Here is a 16,982-nt window from a genome sequence, read left to right as displayed (position 1 = left end):
ATATATAAAAATATTTAATTTATATTATTCATTGCTGAATCTGTTTTTAAATAATCTAACCGCGTTTGGGAAATTAATCGTTCTAAGGTTTGTTCTTGATGTTTCTTTTGCGTGGTCGACCAGTGTAAAACATGCGCCATTTCGTCAACAAAGGCTTGCTTTTTCGGTGCTAAACGATCTTGATGGAATAATAAGTAAGTCGTGCGCCGAGCCAAATAATCAACAGGGGTCAGCACCATCTCATGGTCGATGGCGTAATGTAAGCTAATCGTATCTGCTAAGGTTAAACCCGGAGCTGGCGAAATCTTGCCAATATAAGCGGCCACTTGATTCGAATTAGAACCATATAAATTAGCTAATTCTTTGGCTTCCGTTTGATTAATGCCTTTTCGAATAAATAATTGTTGATAGTAATCCAACGCTTGCTGTACACGATTCGGATCAAAGTGGCCCCCAGAAACCTGTAATTTGGTTGAATCAATATCTTTTAGTTGAACATTAAAATTATTGGCTAAACCTTGCCGAATTTTTGCCATGGCGCCCGCTGCCATTTTTCGATAATCGGTAATTTTACCACCGGCCAAACTAATTAAACCATCATCACCCACATCTAACGAAGAACCGCGTGAAATTTGATCGTTATTGAGCTGAGATTCCGCATTCGTAGTTTCCAAACTACTGATAACTTTTTCCACATCACGCCGTTTGGCAAACCCTCGATTATAATCATCAATAATCTCAACTAATAAATTGAAACTTTCGTCCGTAATTTTACCCATATTGGAAGTTCCACCATTATAATCAGAGCTCCCATTGGACTCCAACAGTGGCCGTAACCCCACCCAACTAGCTTCAATATCATTTAACGTAATGTGCAGAGTTGGAAAGCGATTATTAATGGCGCGCAATAAATAATCAACATCTTCTTGCTCAACTTTGGGGTGCTGGTAATCGCCATAATAATCGGTATCTGTAGTCCCAAAATAAGTCTTGCCTTCACGCGGTACTACAAATAACATGCGCCCGTCACCTTCACCCGAATCTGAGTAAGTGGGTTGGGACACCGGTAAGCGATGATGATCCACAACTAAATGGACGCCCTTAGTGGGACGAATAATCTGGCCTAAACCATTTTTGTCATCAAGGCCAATAAATTTAGACGACCACGGACCTGTAGCATTTAACAATAACTTAGAGCGAATCTTAACGGTCTCATCTGTCAATAAATCTTTGGCAATAACGCCATTAACCACACCTAAGTCATTATGCGTAATTTGTTCTACTTTGACATTACTAGCAGCTAGTGCCCCCAGTTCGACGGCCCCTTTAATATTTTCAATTACTAAGCGTGAGTCATTATTCACAAAGTCTAAATAAATACCGCCACCTTGAAGACCTTCAGCTTTGAGATAGGGATCGCGTTGTAATACTTCATCGCGCGTTAACAACTTATTAGCATATTGTCCCCCAATAATTCCCGCGAATTGATCATAAAGATTCATCGCCACTTTAATATTTTGCATATTAAAAGTTGATTCTTTAGAGTCATAAATCGGCATCAACATTGGAAATGGCCGTGGAATATGTGGCGCAATATGTTGCACAATTTGTCGTTCTGAGACAATATCTGACACAACACCAATTTCAAAATTCTTTAAATAACGAATGCCACCGTGAACCAACTTGGTAGAACGGGAACTCGTTCCTGCTGCAAAATCTTGCATATCAATCAGGCCAACTTTTGCACCACTAGCCGCTGCTTGCAAAGCCACACCCGCACCAATGATACCGCCACCAACAATTAACAAGTCTAATTCCGAAGTTTGTAAATTTTGGATAATATTTGTTCGTGTTTTATATGAAAAATCCACCCCAATATCCCCCGTAATATTTAATTATCTTTGTTATTACAATCGACAATCAGTATAATTTAATCTTACTCAAATTTAGTAAAAATAACAATTATCATCAATTAATTTAAGCAACAATTCGCATAATTGCAACAGATTTTTACACTTCTTTAAGTTAAATTCATAAATTAGTGTTCATAAAAAAATAATCATCCAACTTTACTAAAAAGTTTGACGATTATTTGCGAAAGCTATCGTTCTCCATTAATTAATGACTAGCTTGGTATTGTTGAACAATCTGTTGGCGCATTTTTTTAAAGCGTTTTTTACGTTGCCAGCCAATTAAAAATTGTAATAAGTTGTTATTAGCATCACCAGTCTTAGTCTTTGCTTGAATGATTTCTTGATATTCAAACTTAACATTGTCTGCATCTAACGGTGTCAAATGATAACTAACTTGATAAGTGTTCTTACTCGTTTTTAATTGATAGGCATAATCTTGATCAGGTTGATATTTTGTTATTTGAAAGTGCCCTGTAACTTGATTATTAAAGGTTTTGTCAAACTTAAAGTTAGGCAATTGTCGTGGTTTAACATTCTTGCCAGTTTGCTGTTTAATATCATATAAAACCGAATTAGTTAGCTGTTCAAATAAATATTGTGCCGGAACAGCAAAGTCCAGTGTCATTTTCATAATAAAACCCCTTTTAAAGATACAAGCTGCGAACAATGCCGCTTCAAAGCTGGAAGCTAACCTAGACTAAGTGATTAAGTTGGTTCTTAACTTAAGTTCTTAGTTGTAGCTAAACGCAATTTGCTGACTTTGGGAGTGCAATTTCATAAGCTGCGAACAATGACGCTTCACAATTCAACAGTACAAACAATCATTGCCCCTTTAGCCGTAGTGTTAATGCTTCCGATTTTTCCACCAGAGATACGTATTGGAAAAGACTAAAACGACCCCGGCTAATAAAAACATGTAATAAAAAAATTCTGAATAAGAACGCAAAAGTGGACTCACAACAATAATCAGCAAACCACCACTGATAGCAAACAACGTTCGATTTTGTTTATGCTTCATTATTTTTAATCCTGCGGTTTAATCTTATTAGCAGCTTTCACAAATGGTACATAAATAATAAAGGCAATGAAAGCATTGATAATCTGTAAAATTGGTGCTCGCCAATCTAATGTGGCAATTAACGAATTAATAATCGGCGGCATCGACCAGACAATCTGCGATTTAACGGGCGAAACCCAACCTTGAGATAATGCAAAATAAGAAGTGCTGACCATGACCACTGGTGCTAAAACAAACGGAATAAAGTAAATTGGATCTAAGACCACAGGTAAGCCAAACATCACTGGTTCATTCACATTGAAAAAGCCAGGCGCAATCGCCATTTTTGCAACTGCACGCTGATCATCTCGCTTACTAAAAATCAAAATGGCAATCAATAATAGTAATGTCGAACCAGCACCACCAATCCACGCATACAAATCAAAGGAATTTCGTGTCCAAAAATATGGCAAAGCTTTGTGCTGGGCAAAAGCGTTGATATTAGCGACCTGCGCGGTAAACCAAATAGAATCTAGCACCGGTCCTAAAACATTCGTTCCGTGCAAGCCAAAGAACCAAAAGACTTGAACCAAAATAGTCATTAATAAAACGGCTCCGTAACCTTGCGACAAGTTCAATAACGGTTCTTGAATGGTTTTCGAAATAATTTCAATTAAAGTCAGTGAGCTTAATTTAGTGACTAAATATGTGACAATTCCCGAAACATATAAAGCGGCGGCTGCTGGAATAATTCCCGTAAAAGCAGACGCAATAGCGGGCGGAACGGAATCCGGTAACTTAATCGTAATATTTTTCTTCATCAACCAAATATAAACGGCAATGGCGACGCCCCCCATGATCATCACAGTAAAGAAGCCGGTCGCACCAAAGTAAGAATTAAAATTAAAATAGCCTGGACCACTGATCGTATTTTTGCTGACAGTTGCTCCTGCTTGAGTAATTGTATGCACATCAGCAGCACTTAACGCTTTTTTGAGCGGTAAAGTAAAGGTTTGTGGCAACGTCATTAAAAAAGTTCCCAGCGTCACAATGCCCCCAGTAATCGGTTCAACCTTATACTGAATTGCCATTTGATAACCAAAGGTAAACGCAAAAATCAAACCAAGAATGGCTAAGGAACCAGTCCACACCTGTGTATTAATCCCAATAATGGGCTCCATTGCTTTGACAAAACTATTGAGATGCATTTGTTGGGGAATATCCCGCACAAAAACATTCAAAATTGTGGCAATTGCCCCAGCCATCGTGGCGGGCATAATTGCAATAAAAGCATCACGTAACGCCACTAACCAGCGAATGGAACCAATTTTGGCAGCAATTGGTACTAAATATTTATTAAGCCATTTCACTAACGCATCCATCAAAAATCCTCCATCAAACACTTTTACTTACTAGTATACTTGATTACTTAGTATTCACCAACTGATAACTTAAATTAAACAATTTTCCAATTCAAAGGTGCGCTGTAATTGCGCAAGCGGATCAAAAAATTGTAAATAATACGCCTGTAAGGCCTGATGTTGAAAACCTTGATCTAAGGGGCCCTGATATAAATGGTCACCTAGTAGTGGATGCTGCAAGCTGGCAAAGTGCACGCGAATCTGATGGGTGCGTCCCGTATGCAATTGCACTTTAACTAAAGTCTTGTCCAAAAAACGCTGCAAAACCCAATATTCTGTCACGGCCGCTTTACCATCAGGTAACACTTGCCGGGCAATTTGGCCTGGAATTTGGCCAATTGGCTGATTGATCACCGCATGATCTTGCTCTAAATTGCCAGCAACCAACGCGTAATAATATTTAGTAATTTGATGTTGGGCCACTAGTTGATTAGCCAAACTATTAGCCACCAAATGCTTAGCCACCAAGACTAAACCTTGGGTGTCAAAATCTAAACGCGTAATTAAGTGCGGTACTAAATAAGCAGAATGTTCTTGTTTCAGGTGTCCTTTAATGCGATTAACTAAAGTATCTTCCCGATTACTGGGACCTGGAACCGAACTCAAATTCTGGGGCTTATTAACCACCATAAAATTATCATCTTCATAGATAATAGTTAGCGGTCGGTAGCTCGTTGCTACTTGGGGATCGTCAACTTCCGTCGGTAGCTTAATTTGCACTTGCTCTTGGGGTTGCACCAGGTAGTTGCCTAACACCCTTTGCTGATTAACCAAGAAACTGTCTGGTTGTTGTTTCAACTTTTGGTAAAGACGATGACTAATGCCTTGCTGCTGTAAAAATTTTTTTAAAGTTAACTGCTGTTGCTGATTAGTAAATTTAATGTACATTCTTTCACCCGATATTTAAAATTCATCCTGAAAAGACTAGGAATTAGTTGGTCTTTAGATTAAAATTATAACAAAGACAATTAATAATAAAGGAGATCTTCTCATGCAAAAACACATTTATCTTGCTGGTGGCTTTTTTACCCCCAAACAAATTGCCTTGTTAGATCGCGTCGAAGCAGCCTTAAAACAAAATGCAACCGTGGGCTATTTGCATAGTCCCCGCGACCATCAATACAAAGGTGCCAGTGTCGACCACGATCCAGAAGGCATTTTTGGTAGTTACGAATGGGCTAATGAGACCTATCAAAATGATATCACAGCTATGAACTTAGCGGATATTGCCGTCGTTTCTTGGGATAACAGTGATCCAGATACGGGAACCGCTTGGGAAATGGGTTATATGAAAGCTATTCATAAGCCCGTCATCCTAGTATGCGAAGATGATGTGCAAAAAGAAGGTCTCAATTTGATGTTAGTCAAAGGGATTAAAGCATACTTGACTAACGTTGATGAATTAAAATCTTATGACTTCAATCTATTACCTACTAAATTATACGAGGGTGAAGTTATTTAACAAGCTGCGAACAAAACTGGGCAAAAGCTGAGAACTAACTTAGATTAAACTTTTAAGTTGGTTTTTAACTTGAAAGCTTGATCTAAGTTAGGCACAAGCTTTTAGTTTTGTGAGTGCAATTATCAAGCTGCGCCAAGAAGCTCTTAGAAATTGAGCATTAACCTAAAACAAATAGCTAAGCTAATTCTGGCTTGGCTATTTGTTTTATGCTAGGCACAAACTTCTGCTTCTTGGAACGCAATTAAAAAATCCGCAGCAAATTTGCTTAACACTTGGACATAACTATAATAAAATTCTTAAAACTATATTTAAGCATATTAATTTTATCGTAGTTAAAAACTTTGCGAGAGTCATGCAAAAATAAGCTAATTCAATCTTAATATCGCTATGTAAAGCACCCTATAGAGTGCTCTTATACTTGTCTATTTGTTGATATTCATATTTGCTATAGCATTAGTTAAAGTCTGCGAATAATTAATGTTCATTTGCTTGCCTAAATTATCTGCCCATTTCGGAATGGATAAGGTCTTTTTGACCAACTTATTATTTTCTACATACTTAGTAACGTCTACATACACCATTGAAATAAATGATTGACCTTTATCATAATTTAATTCTTCAGGAAAAGGATTATTTTTAGATAAGGATAAATCCTGAATTCTTGATGGTTTAGGAAGCTTTTTTGAATTATCTATATAATCTGCAACAACTATTCCTAGCCAATCAGAAGCCATGAATAATGCATCAGAAATATTCTCACCTTGTGTACCTGAATTTTCAAAGTCAGGAAAAGTAATGAAAAATGGAACTGATTCTAAGTCTGAATCGTCATAATAAAATAACGCTGGATAACTTGATAACATAATTTTTCCCCTTTCCGAAAGGAAAAAGCCGACTACATGAGACCGGCTTCTTTTCTGATTCCACGTTCGGTAAATTTATTTAATTCTCCGTGTGGAACAGTAATAGGTCTTTTGCCGGGTTTACTCATTTTAATGTGCGAACTTTTACCACCCTTGGTCTTTTTCCAACCATGGGCTTGAAGCAAATTAACCATTTCCTTTTGTGTCATAGGCATGTGCACTTTACCTCCTGACAAAGATTATTTTAGTACGTATAATACGTATAGTAAATAAATATGGAATGATTTTACCAAAAACTTTAAAGTCAGTACCTATAAAAATATCTCAAAATAAAATTAAAAATGATGGATAACAATGTAATACACAAAAATAAGCAATTAAGTCGATTTTTGACTTAATTGCTTATTTTGCTACTATAGCTAATTGTTAGTAATCAAAATTCACTTAGTTCTCTTACTCACAAATCTGTTTATATGCCTGCGCAAAACATTGCACCAGATAACTCGGTGGCTCTGGATTTTCTTTAGCTAACCAAGTAATAATGACAAAGTAAAATCCCCCCGAAGTAAAAGTTTGTAAATATTCAATTTCTGTTCGTGTACCTTGTATATGAGTTGGTAGTTTCAAATCATCGTATATGTCGATAAACTTATCATTCCAAATTTTTAAAAAATGATCTGCCAAGTTTTGTTGAATCAAAATTCTAATTGTTTGGCGTTTATCCCACCAAAAATTAAACAAATTACCCAGAGATTCTTCCACAGTCAATTTTTGAAAGTCTTCTGCTAAAATAATTTGGCGATATTCACAAAAGGTTGTCTGACAATACCAGTCGATTAAATCCCCCTTATTAGCAAAAGAGCGGTAAAATGTCCGTCTATCCAACAAAGCATTAGCGGCAATTTCTTTGACTGTGATTTGTGAATAATCCTCCTCAGTCAACAGTTGGAGAAATGATTGCCATAACCATTGACGTGATTGTTCTTTAGTTTGTTCTTTGCCATTCATCGTTTACTCCTGCTCGTTACTAATTCAAAGTAGTAGTTTTTGTTTTAATCCTGCGCCGCAGCTAATTGCTTTTTCCTCATGACATCCAGCTTAAAAATAGCAGACCATGACGTCTTGAATATTGCCATTGAATTACTGCTCAATTTTACGAACTCATAACGAGTTCGAAATAGTCCACGTAACAGTTCGATTAGCCAGTCCTGATTTTTGAGCGGTAACTGGGACCATTAATTTCCATTTATCGGACTTGATTAAGGTGGAAAAATCATAAGTATACGGATAGTTATCGCTAGCTGTTTGCGTTGGCACTGGTACAGGTAGCAAAGTGGGTGTTGACAAATTCTGCCATTGATTGGTTTGATCTTTTAAAAGTAAACTACCAGCTAATTGTGAATTGCTCTGTGCCTGAACTAAAAATTGATAATTAGAATTTAACTTAATACCAATTTCCACTGTCAAATTAGCATTCAACTGTGGATTTAAGAATGTGGTCTTTGCTCCTCTATAATGGGTTCCAAAATCAAGAGAGCTGGGACAAGTCTTGATTCTAGGAGCAGCCAAGACGGTCACCGTTACTGACTTAGAAACTTGTTTGCCCGTGGAGTCGATATAGGTGTAAAAAACATTATAATCACCTGGAACTTGGGTATTAACATTAGCATTAACTTGCACTTGACTGGGATAATCTGTAACATTCAAAACTTTACCATCTTGGTCAGTCACAGCCAATAAATTATCGTACTTTTGCCACGAATTACCTTGCATAATTTGACTATCTTGAGCTTTTAAGCTAGTTTGATTCTTCAAAACTGTAATTTTCCGAGTTGTATCAGCAACATTCGTAGCATCGCTTGGATCTACGGCATGATACTGTAAAGAATAGTTGCCAGGCACTAGATTAGTACCATCTGTTGGGTAGCCATCATAATCGGTAATCGTAAGCTGTTTTTTAGCTAATGCACTGTTGCCTTTGATGGCTGTAATATCTGTATAAGGATCATAAGTTTGATTCTCATAAATAGTCTTATCTGGATTAATAAAATAAACCGTTCGTTTATCCGTAACCGAACTAAAATAAGTCGCCAGCGAAAATTCTTTAAAAAAGCCTACTGTCGCGTTGACATAATTGATATTCTTTAAAGAGGCTTCAGGTACATAAACTTGTAAATATAATGGTTTCCAATTAACTTGACCATTAGCATCACGATATTTGCTGGCATCGACTTGGACTGAATTAGCCGTCATGGTCCATTTCAAAGTGGGATCTTGCGTAATATCTACTAAGCCAGAATCCGCTTGCTTTAATAAGTGAACGTGTTGTAAATCGATCGGGTCTTGTGATTTGAGACCTAACTTAGCACCATCAGGCTTGCCAATTGATGCTTGGTAATTAACTTCATAACCAAAATAATACTGACCGGCACCATTTTTATCTTGACCATTGAATGTATAAGACGACCAAATCGAACCACCAACACTGACACCACTTGTATTGATATTGGTAGTATGACTACCTAAATTTTTATTAGGATAATAAGGATCAATAAACGCAGCGGAATGATCAATGGCTGACAGATAACCGGGGACACTGCTACTACCATTACTTTTGGGAATGGTTTTAATATAATAATCTAAGTCGGGTAAATTAACGAGACTATCAGCAGTCTGCACTTGCGTCTGAATTTTTCCCGGGATGGGAGTTCCTTTGTTTTGACCATCCCAATTGTAAACATTGGTACCACTTTGGTAATTAAAATGAATTTCATCCACTCCCGGGGGCACGTCCTTAATAGTTGTAACAATCATCGAACCATCACTCTGCTTATCATAACTAAAATAGCTATTACCAGTTTGATCACTCGGTAAACTGACTGACAAAATCCGCAAGAAGTTATCACTACTCACTGGATAAGTACTATTGCCAGCTGTGATGCTCATCTTAAACTTGGTATTAGCGGGAATTACTTGTGCTCGATTTTTGTGCGTGATGATCATATCGATGGTGACAGCGGAGTTACTCCCCGCGGGATTACTCAACGTTCCTTGCGGAGATTCAATTAAACTAATTTTGGCACCATTTAAAGTAGTTGGATCGTAGTCGTTCACTTCATAATTAGGTAATGCTGTACGCGATAAAAAGTTATGAACCGATAAACTACTAGCCTGAGATTGCAGTATTGGATTACTTTTGAAAAGCACCCTGCCTTGGACTGGTGTAACAACTATTAACAGAACCAAATAACTGAAAATTATACTAAAAAACCAGATTAACCGCTTTTTATTCATCATTACTTATCTTCCAACCTAAATTAATAATTTTCTCATCATCACATAACAATTCGCAATATTGCTTATTATTAACCTAGGTTTTGTAAAAATGAATAGTTCGCAAACAAGTGCTACAAAAGTAATATTTTGTGACATATTTATTTAATCAATTTATTGCAAAAAATCTTGCACTATTTTTCACTAATTAATTTGATTGTTCCAGCGCAATTGATGTAAAAGATATTTAGCGGTTGAATTTTAACTTCTCAAACGTTTCCTCAGTATATTGACTGCCATAGTTAATTAGCATTTTTCATATTTTTTGATAAGCTTTTTTTCCGGACGTGCTCAGTTAAATACTAGTTTCAATTAAATTGAACTATGACACTTATCGCTCACTAAAATTTTTTCAACGAATCAATCCTTAGCTGATTATCACTATTTTATTTTTTAAAACCCTTTAAAAGCTTGGCAGAACAGCTTAAAATTAATTTTGATAAATTGACACTCTGACTATCATTAATTAAACTGATGATATCAGTATATAGGAGGAATATTTAATGTGCGGCATTATCGCTTTTAGCGACCCGACTGTTGACGACAAAGAAACAACGATCCAGTCCATGATGAAAATGATTGAACACCGTGGTCCTAATATCAAAGGCAGCGGTTTTTATACCAACGACCAAGTAGCCCTTGGCTTTCGCCGACTAAGTATTATTGACCTTCAAGGTGGCAAGCAACCAATCTATAATGAAGACAATTCAATTTTAGTGACATTTAATGGTGAAATTTACAATTATCAAGATTTACGTAGCGAATTACTCAAAGCTGGTCATACTTTTACTACTGAAACAGATACTGAAGTATTGCTACATGGCTATGAAGAATGGGGTATGGCTGGCACGCTAGAACGCGTGCGCGGCATGTTTGCTTATTTGATTTGGGATAATAATAAACGGACTTTATACGGTGCGCGAGATTTCTTCGGTATTAAGCCGCTATATTATTATCAAAATGGTGAAACCTTTATTGTCGGTTCTGAAATTAAATCTTTCTTGAAGCACCCTAATTTTAAGAAGGAATTAAACCAAGAAGCGATCAAACCTTTTTTGATGAATCAATATAATGATTTGAAAGAAACTTTCTTCAAAAATGTTTATCGCTTCCCAGCAGGGCATTGGTTTGAGTTACATGATCAAGACTTGCAAATTCATGAATATTGGGATGCGCAATATCAGATTAACCACCAACGTTCAGATCAAGAAACAGTCGCTGAAATCGACAAAACAATCAAAGATTCTATTAAATTGCATAATATCGCTGATGTGCCCGTGGGGAGCTTCTTATCTGAGGGAGTGGACTCCAGTTATGTCACTTCCGTTTTACATCCGCAAGAAGTTTTCAGCGTCAACTTCGATAACGGTCCTTACGATGAAGCTAGTGTTGCTAAGCAATTAGCGGATGAAGAGGGCCTTCACTTTAATCAAGTCACCGTTAATGGTGACGAAGCTTTTAATGACTTTGCCGAAATGCAATACCACTTAGATGAACCGGATAGTAACCCTTCGGTAATTCCCCTTTGGTATTTGTGCCGCTTAGCCCGCAAAAAAGTAACCGTCGCCTTATCAGGTGAAGGGGCTGATGAATTATTTGCTGGCTATGTTAATTACGGAATGCATTCGCATAATATGACTATTAAAGTCTTTGGCAGTGGCTTACACAAATTGCCCAAAGGCATCCGTCAGCACTTGGCTAAGGACATCAAGCATGCGCCTAATTTCCCGGGAAAAGTTCATTTATATTGCCAAAGCGCCCAACCATCAGATTATTACGTTGGCGAATCCTTAATTTTTGATTTACAACAACCAACTATTTTCACCTCACAGCAAGCCAATGCTATTTTACAAAAACCGTATCAAAATGATTTAACAGTTAATGGTATCTATCAAGAAGACTTTGCCAAGGTCCAAGATGCTGAAGAAGTTAAACAAATGCAATATATTGATTTACATCACTTTATGCTCAATGATATTTTGCAAAAAGCCGATAAGATTTCCATGGCTCATTCTTTAGAATTAAGAGTGCCTTTCTTGGATAAAAAAGTAGCCGAATTAGCTAACTCCATTCCTTCGAAAAAATTAATTAATCGGCATGATACTAAATATATTTTCCGTAAGGCTGCCAATCGTCACTTACCAGAAGACTGGGCCAAACGTCCTAAATTAGGCTTCCCTGTTCCGGTTAAAACCTGGCTCCGGGAAGATAAGTACTTTGATAAAGTTCAAGACTTATTTAGCCAAGACTGGGTCAGTGAGTTCTTTGATCAAGACAAAATTTTACAATTATTGCAAGATAATTACGATGAAAAAATTGACGCTCGGCGGCAAATTTGGAACATCTATACTTTCTTAACTTGGTACCAATTGTACTTCATTGACTTTGACGGTACCGTTGAGAAATATGCACACATGCAACCGGATGTGCAAGCCTTTATGGATAACGGAACGCTAGTTTAATTAAGTTGTGACAAGAAACACTGAGAAGTTGAATACTAAAAAAATAAGCAGTTAAGCCAAAAAACGACTTAATTGCTTATTTTTCATTGATTCATCTAAAATAAAGCTTTTAGTAGCAAACTAATAAAAAGCTGAAGAATAGTTTATCCGAACCGCCTTAATTAACGGGCATTCTATATAAAAATTTGAGATTAAATTTTTTATGCTTAATCAAAGCAGAAACAAAATATGCTACAATAGTTAGTGCGATAAGTTTTATGGGCGGTGGCTGTTTGTTCTCAAGGAGGTGCTTGCGTATGAGAATACGGAAGAATCAACAGAAAGGATATCCAGTCTTACTTGAATACCTATCAGGTATTGGTGTTGATGATTGCTTTTGGCACATTAGTTGCCACAATCATGAACAACAAAAAGTAATAAAAAATCGTCCTATCACAACTTTGGCAAGTTATAGGACGATTTAAGTAGTTTTGTAATAAGTCACCGCCTTTAAAGCGGATCGCTGAGGGATTGGCGCTTGAACGCCTATCCCTTTTTCATTACCAATATAACATATTTTTTGGCAAAAATCATTTTTCAATTGATAAATAATTTAATCTCAGTAATATGCTACAATAGTTAGTGCGATAAGTTTTATGGGCGATGACGGTTTGTTCTCAAGGAGGTGCTTGCGTATGAGAATACGGAAGAATCAACGGAAAGGATATCCAGTCTTACTTGAATACCTATCAGGTATTAATGTTAATGATTGCTTTTGGCACACTAGTTGCCACAATCATGAACAACAAAAAGTAACAAAAAATCGTCCTACTAATAACTTTGACCGGTTATAGGACGATTTAAAGATGTCATGTAACTAGTCACCGCCTTTAAAGCGGGTCGTTCAGGGATTGGTGTTCGAGCACCAGTCCCTTTTTCATTACTATCTTAACACATAACTTATTTTTTGAATATGATTTTAAACATCAAGATGATACTATGCCAAGAAAAAACAGTTTCATAACTTTATACATATTTTCCCGTTATAGTGCTCAAAAAATGAATTAACGCTGCTTTTTAGGTAAGAATTTCCACAAAATAACGAAGACTACAATAGCTAAAATTAACAACAAAATAAAGGCATGCTGTGTTCCTTGAATCGTTTTTTGAGTCAAAGATAGATTCTGCTGTAATTGACTCTGAGCCACAATCGCAGCGACTAAAGAAGTGCCCACAGCACCCGCTAATTGCTGCAAAGTATTCAGCCAAGCATTACCATCAGCCTGTTGTTGATTATTTAACTGTTGTAAAGCACTGGTCATAATGTTGCCATAAGCAATGCCAACGCCGCCCATATACAGAACATACAAACAGATTAATAATCCTGAGTTCAGATGAGCGGTTGCTAGAGTAAAGATCAACAAGCTCACAATTGCTAACAAAACACCACTCAAAATTGGTTTCCGAGCACCAAAGTTATCTAACAATTGGCCGCCAAACGGTGCCAAAATAGCTCCTAAAGCTGCTCCTGGCAAAACTAATAAACCCGCAATCGTGGTACTCTGATGATTCACCAATTGAATATAATTAGGTAATAAAAACGAAGTTCCCAAACTAATAATTTGAAAACAGAAAAAACTAATTAGATGTCCGCTAAAACTAGCTTGCTTAAATAAACCTAAGTTTAAGACCGGTTCTTGGGGGTGTTGATAGCTAATAATAAATAAGATGAGACCAATAATTCCTAATAGCCAAGCACCGCTAACTGACCAACTCCACAGTTTTTTGGTTCCTAAATTACTAAAGCCAAAAATTAAGCCCACAAAAAGGATTAGTAAACTAATGATCCCCGACCAATCAAATTTAGTTTTGACCAATTGACTGACTTGCTGGATACAACTTAAACCCAAAATTAAAGAAATTACTAGAATTGGCAGTAACAAAACAAAAATAAAGCGCCAACCCCACAGATTAACGACCACTCCGCCAAAAGTTGGCCCAACGGCTGGTGCTACTGCGGTAATTAAGGAACCAATTCCCATCATAAATCCAATTTTTGCCGGCGGAACTTCTTCTAAAATAATGTTAAACATTAATGGTAAGGCAATCCCTGTTCCTAGTCCTTGAACCATCCGTCCCAAAAGCATCACTGGAAAAATTGGTGCACAGGCATCAATGATTAATCCAACAATAAATAAAAAATTAGCTGTTAAAAAGAGCTTTTTAGTTTTAAAGTTTCGTTTTAACAAAGCCGATAGCGGTACTACGATTGCCACCACTAATAAATAAATCGTCGTCATCCATTGAACAGTAGCTGTAGAAATGTGAAATTCGCGCATCAAAGTGGGAAAAGTAATATTCATGGCCGTTTCCACGACCACTCCACAAAATGACATCAACCCTGCAGCTACAATGGCGCCGATGACTTTCGGCGTAATGGCTTTATCAGTTTTCATTTTTTTTGCGTCCTCCTTGTTGATAATAAGTTAAAATTTCTTCAAATATTTGCACCTGTTGGGTGGAAAAATGTTGTTCTAATCGTGCTTGCTCCTGTTTCATATAACGCTTAATCACTTGCACAATTGCTTGACTATGTTCAGTCAAAAATACTGCCCGTTGGCGCGCATCAACTTGACTAGTTTGGCGCACCACTAATTGCTTTTTTTCCATACGCTGTAAAATTAAAGTCGCCGTAGAACGCCGAATATTGAACTCTTGCTCCAAATCCCGTTGTAAAACCTCAATCTGCGAATGATCACTTAAGTAATCAATAAATGACATCTGCATACTAGTTAAATCATATTTTTTAGCAAATTGGTCAAAATCATTCGTCATTTGCCGCGCAGCTTTTTGTAATAACCGACCAGTGTTGCGCACTAGATTCACCTCACATTTCAAACGTTAGCTAGCTAACCTTTCAAAAAATATATTCTACACTTAACTAAACGATTGTCAAGAATTAAAAAAGTTGGGACAATCAGCTTAATAATCGGTCCGCAGACCCGTTACTAATACCTGATGATCCCAACTTTACCTACTAAGAGATTAAGCTTTTTTCCTGACTACCTTGCTTTTCATTAAAGCCCAATAAATTATGGCACTCACTAACATGGCAATAAATGTTGCACCAACACTGTCATTAATGATTGCCCAGCGCCGCAAAACAAAATACAAAATCACTCCTACAATCCAAGTTCCAAAAGCATTGATATTGATACCGTGATGATACCAATAACGACCGTTGGGCTGATCAAAGTCATCAATTTGATATTGCCGGTGATTTAAAATGAAATAATCAACCAAGAAAATTGCAATTTCGGGTCCTAAGAACATACCCACTCCATCTAAAAAGAGTTCAAAAGTTTCTAAGAAAGTTGTCACATAAGCCGGAATAAATGTTACTACTGTCGCAACTAAGGTCACAATCCACAGTGCAACCTTTAATTTTAATTTTGGGAAAATATTCGTAGCCGCTGAACCAGCGGCCATCAAGTTCACCGCATTCGCCGTCGTACTAGTCAGCATGATCACAATTAAGGCTAATGCACCCAAGCCCAATTTGGTAGCAATCGTACTTGGATCGGAGTTATTGGGATCAAATTTATTCAGACTAATCGCGGTCGCAATGGTCGCAACAATGCCCATTAAAGCAAACCAAACTAAACCCAAGTTGGCGCCAATAAATGACCACCAAGTGGCGCCCGATCTTTTCTTGGCAAAGCGACTAAAGTCCGCAGCGGCGGTGACCCAAGCCAAGTTAAAGGCAGCAATCGTATCAATCGCTACACCATTAGCTAAATGTAATTTAACCGGTGGTTGCCAAGATAAAATTTGGCTCAAGGGCACCATTCTTAAAACAATAATTGATTCCCAAAGAACAAAAATGGTGACCAAAATAATGCCAATGCGTTCAATCCATTTAACTGACTTTTCGCCTAACGAAATACTACCTAAATGTAGTAAGGACATAATCAGAATGCCAGCAAATAAGCCCCACCGATTTAACGTTTGATTGTGCGAGGACCAACCAAAAATTTCCCGCAAAATATAACTTACAGACACTGCCGCAATGTAAGTATTAACCGCAGCCCAACCGATAAACTGAACAATATTAATCAATGACGGTAGAATCGACCCCTTAACTCCAAAGGAACCGCGCATTAACGTCATCGTGTTTAAGCGACTTTGATATCCGGCTAATGAAACCAAAGCCAATAACAAATAGGAAATAATCCCCACAATAATGAGTAACGTTGACGAAGTCAAAAAACCACAAGCGGCAATGACCCCGCCTACATACCAAGTACCATTATTGGCGTTTGCCCCAATCCAAGTGGCAAACATATCCCAATTAGACATATTTTGTTCAGAACTGCTGATGACGTTTTGCTGTTTAAATCCCAATTTTAAATTCTCCTTTGTCATTTTAGGTACAAAAAAAGCTCGCAAGTTCAAACCCCCGAGCAGAACTGAAACTGTGCTCCCTTCTTAATCTCACAGGATTAGGTTAAAAGGACTAAACTTATGACCTAGATTACTGATTTAAAATGTA

At 37.2% G+C, this 16,982-nt stretch carries 16 protein-coding genes; 4 read left to right on the top strand and 12 right to left on the bottom strand.

Annotated features, from left to right (window positions below; all coding sequences use genetic code 11):
- Nucleotides 1-14: 14 nt before the first annotated feature.
- From glpO to AC3B6B_RS08155, 5 genes are all read right to left on the bottom strand, one after another.
- Nucleotides 15-1,871, bottom strand: coding sequence for a type 1 glycerol-3-phosphate oxidase (gene glpO, locus AC3B6B_RS08175; RefSeq protein WP_489758162.1), 1,857 nt, complete (start codon nt 1,869-1,871; stop codon nt 15-17).
- 247 nt (nt 1,872-2,118) lie between these two features.
- The gene (locus tag AC3B6B_RS08170) at nt 2,119-2,544 is read right to left on the bottom strand and encodes a DUF3284 domain-containing protein (RefSeq protein WP_489758161.1); all 426 of its coding nucleotides are present in this window, start codon (nt 2,542-2,544) and stop codon (nt 2,119-2,121) included.
- Between the two features lie 213 nt (nt 2,545-2,757).
- Nucleotides 2,758-2,931 carry a hypothetical protein gene (locus AC3B6B_RS08165; protein ID WP_489758160.1) on the bottom strand — a complete coding sequence of 58 codons (174 nt, stop codon included), beginning with the start codon at nt 2,929-2,931 and terminating at the stop codon, nt 2,758-2,760.
- A 5-nt stretch (nt 2,932-2,936) separates the two neighbouring features.
- Nucleotides 2,937-4,292 (bottom strand): PTS sugar transporter subunit IIC, encoded by a 1,356-nt coding sequence (locus AC3B6B_RS08160; RefSeq protein WP_489758159.1) that lies wholly within the window; start codon nt 4,290-4,292, stop codon nt 2,937-2,939.
- A 69-nt stretch (nt 4,293-4,361) separates the two neighbouring features.
- Nucleotides 4,362-5,219: an RluA family pseudouridine synthase gene (locus AC3B6B_RS08155; protein ID WP_489758158.1), complete on the bottom strand. Its 858-nt coding sequence runs from the start codon at nt 5,217-5,219 to the stop codon at nt 4,362-4,364.
- A gap of 103 nt (nt 5,220-5,322) precedes the next feature.
- On the opposite strand from AC3B6B_RS08155, the gene AC3B6B_RS08150 reads away from it, so the two are divergent.
- Nucleotides 5,323-5,793, top strand: a complete 471-nt coding sequence (locus AC3B6B_RS08150; RefSeq protein WP_489758157.1) for a nucleoside 2-deoxyribosyltransferase — start codon at nt 5,323-5,325, stop codon at nt 5,791-5,793.
- Nucleotides 5,794-6,215: 422 nt separating this feature from the next.
- On the opposite strand, the gene AC3B6B_RS08145 is transcribed toward AC3B6B_RS08150, so the two are convergent.
- The 4 genes from AC3B6B_RS08145 to AC3B6B_RS08130 all read right to left on the bottom strand — a co-directional run bounded on the left by AC3B6B_RS08145 (nt 6,216) and on the right by AC3B6B_RS08130 (nt 9,953).
- Nucleotides 6,216-6,656 (bottom strand): type II toxin-antitoxin system HicB family antitoxin, encoded by a 441-nt coding sequence (locus AC3B6B_RS08145; RefSeq protein ID WP_489758156.1) that lies wholly within the window; start codon nt 6,654-6,656, stop codon nt 6,216-6,218.
- 32 nt (nt 6,657-6,688) lie between these two features.
- Nucleotides 6,689-6,871: a type II toxin-antitoxin system HicA family toxin gene (locus AC3B6B_RS08140; protein WP_489758155.1), complete on the bottom strand. Its 183-nt coding sequence runs from the start codon at nt 6,869-6,871 to the stop codon at nt 6,689-6,691.
- A gap of 238 nt (nt 6,872-7,109) precedes the next feature.
- On the bottom strand, nt 7,110-7,664 hold the full coding sequence (locus AC3B6B_RS08135; RefSeq protein ID WP_489758154.1) for a TetR/AcrR family transcriptional regulator: 555 nt from the start codon (nt 7,662-7,664) through the stop codon (nt 7,110-7,112).
- A 153-nt stretch (nt 7,665-7,817) separates the two neighbouring features.
- A complete protein-coding gene (locus AC3B6B_RS08130) occupies nt 7,818-9,953 on the bottom strand; it encodes a bacterial Ig-like domain-containing protein (protein ID WP_489758153.1) in 2,136 nt (711 codons plus the stop codon).
- Between the two features lie 539 nt (nt 9,954-10,492).
- Here AC3B6B_RS08130 and asnB point away from each other — a divergent pair.
- The 3 genes from asnB (at nt 10,493) to AC3B6B_RS08115 (ending at nt 13,284) form a co-directional block, all read left to right on the top strand.
- Nucleotides 10,493-12,451, top strand: coding sequence for an asparagine synthase (glutamine-hydrolyzing) (gene asnB / locus AC3B6B_RS08125; protein WP_489758152.1), 1,959 nt, complete (start codon nt 10,493-10,495; stop codon nt 12,449-12,451).
- A 296-nt stretch (nt 12,452-12,747) separates the two neighbouring features.
- Nucleotides 12,748-12,915, top strand: a complete 168-nt coding sequence (locus AC3B6B_RS08120) for a hypothetical protein (RefSeq protein ID WP_489758151.1) — start codon at nt 12,748-12,750, stop codon at nt 12,913-12,915.
- Between the two features lie 210 nt (nt 12,916-13,125).
- Nucleotides 13,126-13,284, top strand: a complete 159-nt coding sequence (locus AC3B6B_RS08115; protein WP_489758150.1) for a hypothetical protein — start codon at nt 13,126-13,128, stop codon at nt 13,282-13,284.
- 210 nt (nt 13,285-13,494) lie between these two features.
- On the opposite strand, the gene AC3B6B_RS08110 is transcribed toward AC3B6B_RS08115, so the two are convergent.
- From AC3B6B_RS08110 to AC3B6B_RS08100, 3 genes are all read right to left on the bottom strand, one after another.
- A complete protein-coding gene (locus tag AC3B6B_RS08110; protein ID WP_489758149.1) occupies nt 13,495-14,886 on the bottom strand; it encodes a DHA2 family efflux MFS transporter permease subunit in 1,392 nt (463 codons plus the stop codon).
- Complete coding sequence (locus AC3B6B_RS08105) at nt 14,876-15,307, bottom strand: MarR family winged helix-turn-helix transcriptional regulator (RefSeq protein WP_489758148.1); 432 nt, start codon at nt 15,305-15,307, stop codon at nt 14,876-14,878. The genes AC3B6B_RS08110 and AC3B6B_RS08105 overlap by 11 nt, the downstream gene beginning before the upstream one ends.
- 168 nt (nt 15,308-15,475) lie before the next feature.
- Nucleotides 15,476-16,855 (bottom strand): cytosine permease, encoded by a 1,380-nt coding sequence (locus tag AC3B6B_RS08100; protein WP_489758318.1) that lies wholly within the window; start codon nt 16,853-16,855, stop codon nt 15,476-15,478.
- Nucleotides 16,856-16,982: the final 127 nt, after the last annotated feature.

It is taken from the genome of Bombilactobacillus sp. ESL1197 (assembly GCF_058107145.1).
Note: the sequence above shows the minus strand (reverse complement) of the source record. Positions and strands in the feature narration are given on the sequence as shown.

What these genes read in the sequence shown, in the direction of transcription:
- AC3B6B_RS08150 (WP_489758157.1), top strand. Translation starts at nt 5,323, where the DNA reads ATGCAAAAACACATTTATCTTGCTGGTGGCTTTTTTACCCCCAAACAA.
- AC3B6B_RS08155 (WP_489758158.1), bottom strand. Translation starts at nt 5,219, where the DNA reads ATGTACATTAAATTTACTAATCAGCAACAGCAGTTAACTTTAAAAAAA.
- AC3B6B_RS08145 (WP_489758156.1), bottom strand. Translation starts at nt 6,656, where the DNA reads ATGTTATCAAGTTATCCAGCGTTATTTTATTATGACGATTCAGACTTA.
- AC3B6B_RS08120 (WP_489758151.1), top strand. Translation starts at nt 12,748, where the DNA reads ATGAGAATACGGAAGAATCAACAGAAAGGATATCCAGTCTTACTTGAA.
- AC3B6B_RS08165 (WP_489758160.1), bottom strand. Translation starts at nt 2,931, where the DNA reads ATGAAGCATAAACAAAATCGAACGTTGTTTGCTATCAGTGGTGGTTTG.
- AC3B6B_RS08100 (WP_489758318.1), bottom strand. Translation starts at nt 16,855, where the DNA reads ATGACAAAGGAGAATTTAAAATTGGGATTTAAACAGCAAAACGTCATC.
- asnB (WP_489758152.1), top strand. Translation starts at nt 10,493, where the DNA reads ATGTGCGGCATTATCGCTTTTAGCGACCCGACTGTTGACGACAAAGAA.
- AC3B6B_RS08160 (WP_489758159.1), bottom strand. Translation starts at nt 4,292, where the DNA reads ATGGATGCGTTAGTGAAATGGCTTAATAAATATTTAGTACCAATTGCT.
- AC3B6B_RS08130 (WP_489758153.1), bottom strand. Translation starts at nt 9,953, where the DNA reads ATGATGAATAAAAAGCGGTTAATCTGGTTTTTTAGTATAATTTTCAGT.
- AC3B6B_RS08170 (WP_489758161.1), bottom strand. Translation starts at nt 2,544, where the DNA reads ATGAAAATGACACTGGACTTTGCTGTTCCGGCACAATATTTATTTGAA.
- AC3B6B_RS08110 (WP_489758149.1), bottom strand. Translation starts at nt 14,886, where the DNA reads ATGAAAACTGATAAAGCCATTACGCCGAAAGTCATCGGCGCCATTGTA.
- AC3B6B_RS08135 (WP_489758154.1), bottom strand. Translation starts at nt 7,664, where the DNA reads ATGAATGGCAAAGAACAAACTAAAGAACAATCACGTCAATGGTTATGG.
- AC3B6B_RS08115 (WP_489758150.1), top strand. Translation starts at nt 13,126, where the DNA reads ATGAGAATACGGAAGAATCAACGGAAAGGATATCCAGTCTTACTTGAA.
- AC3B6B_RS08140 (WP_489758155.1), bottom strand. Translation starts at nt 6,871, where the DNA reads ATGCCTATGACACAAAAGGAAATGGTTAATTTGCTTCAAGCCCATGGT.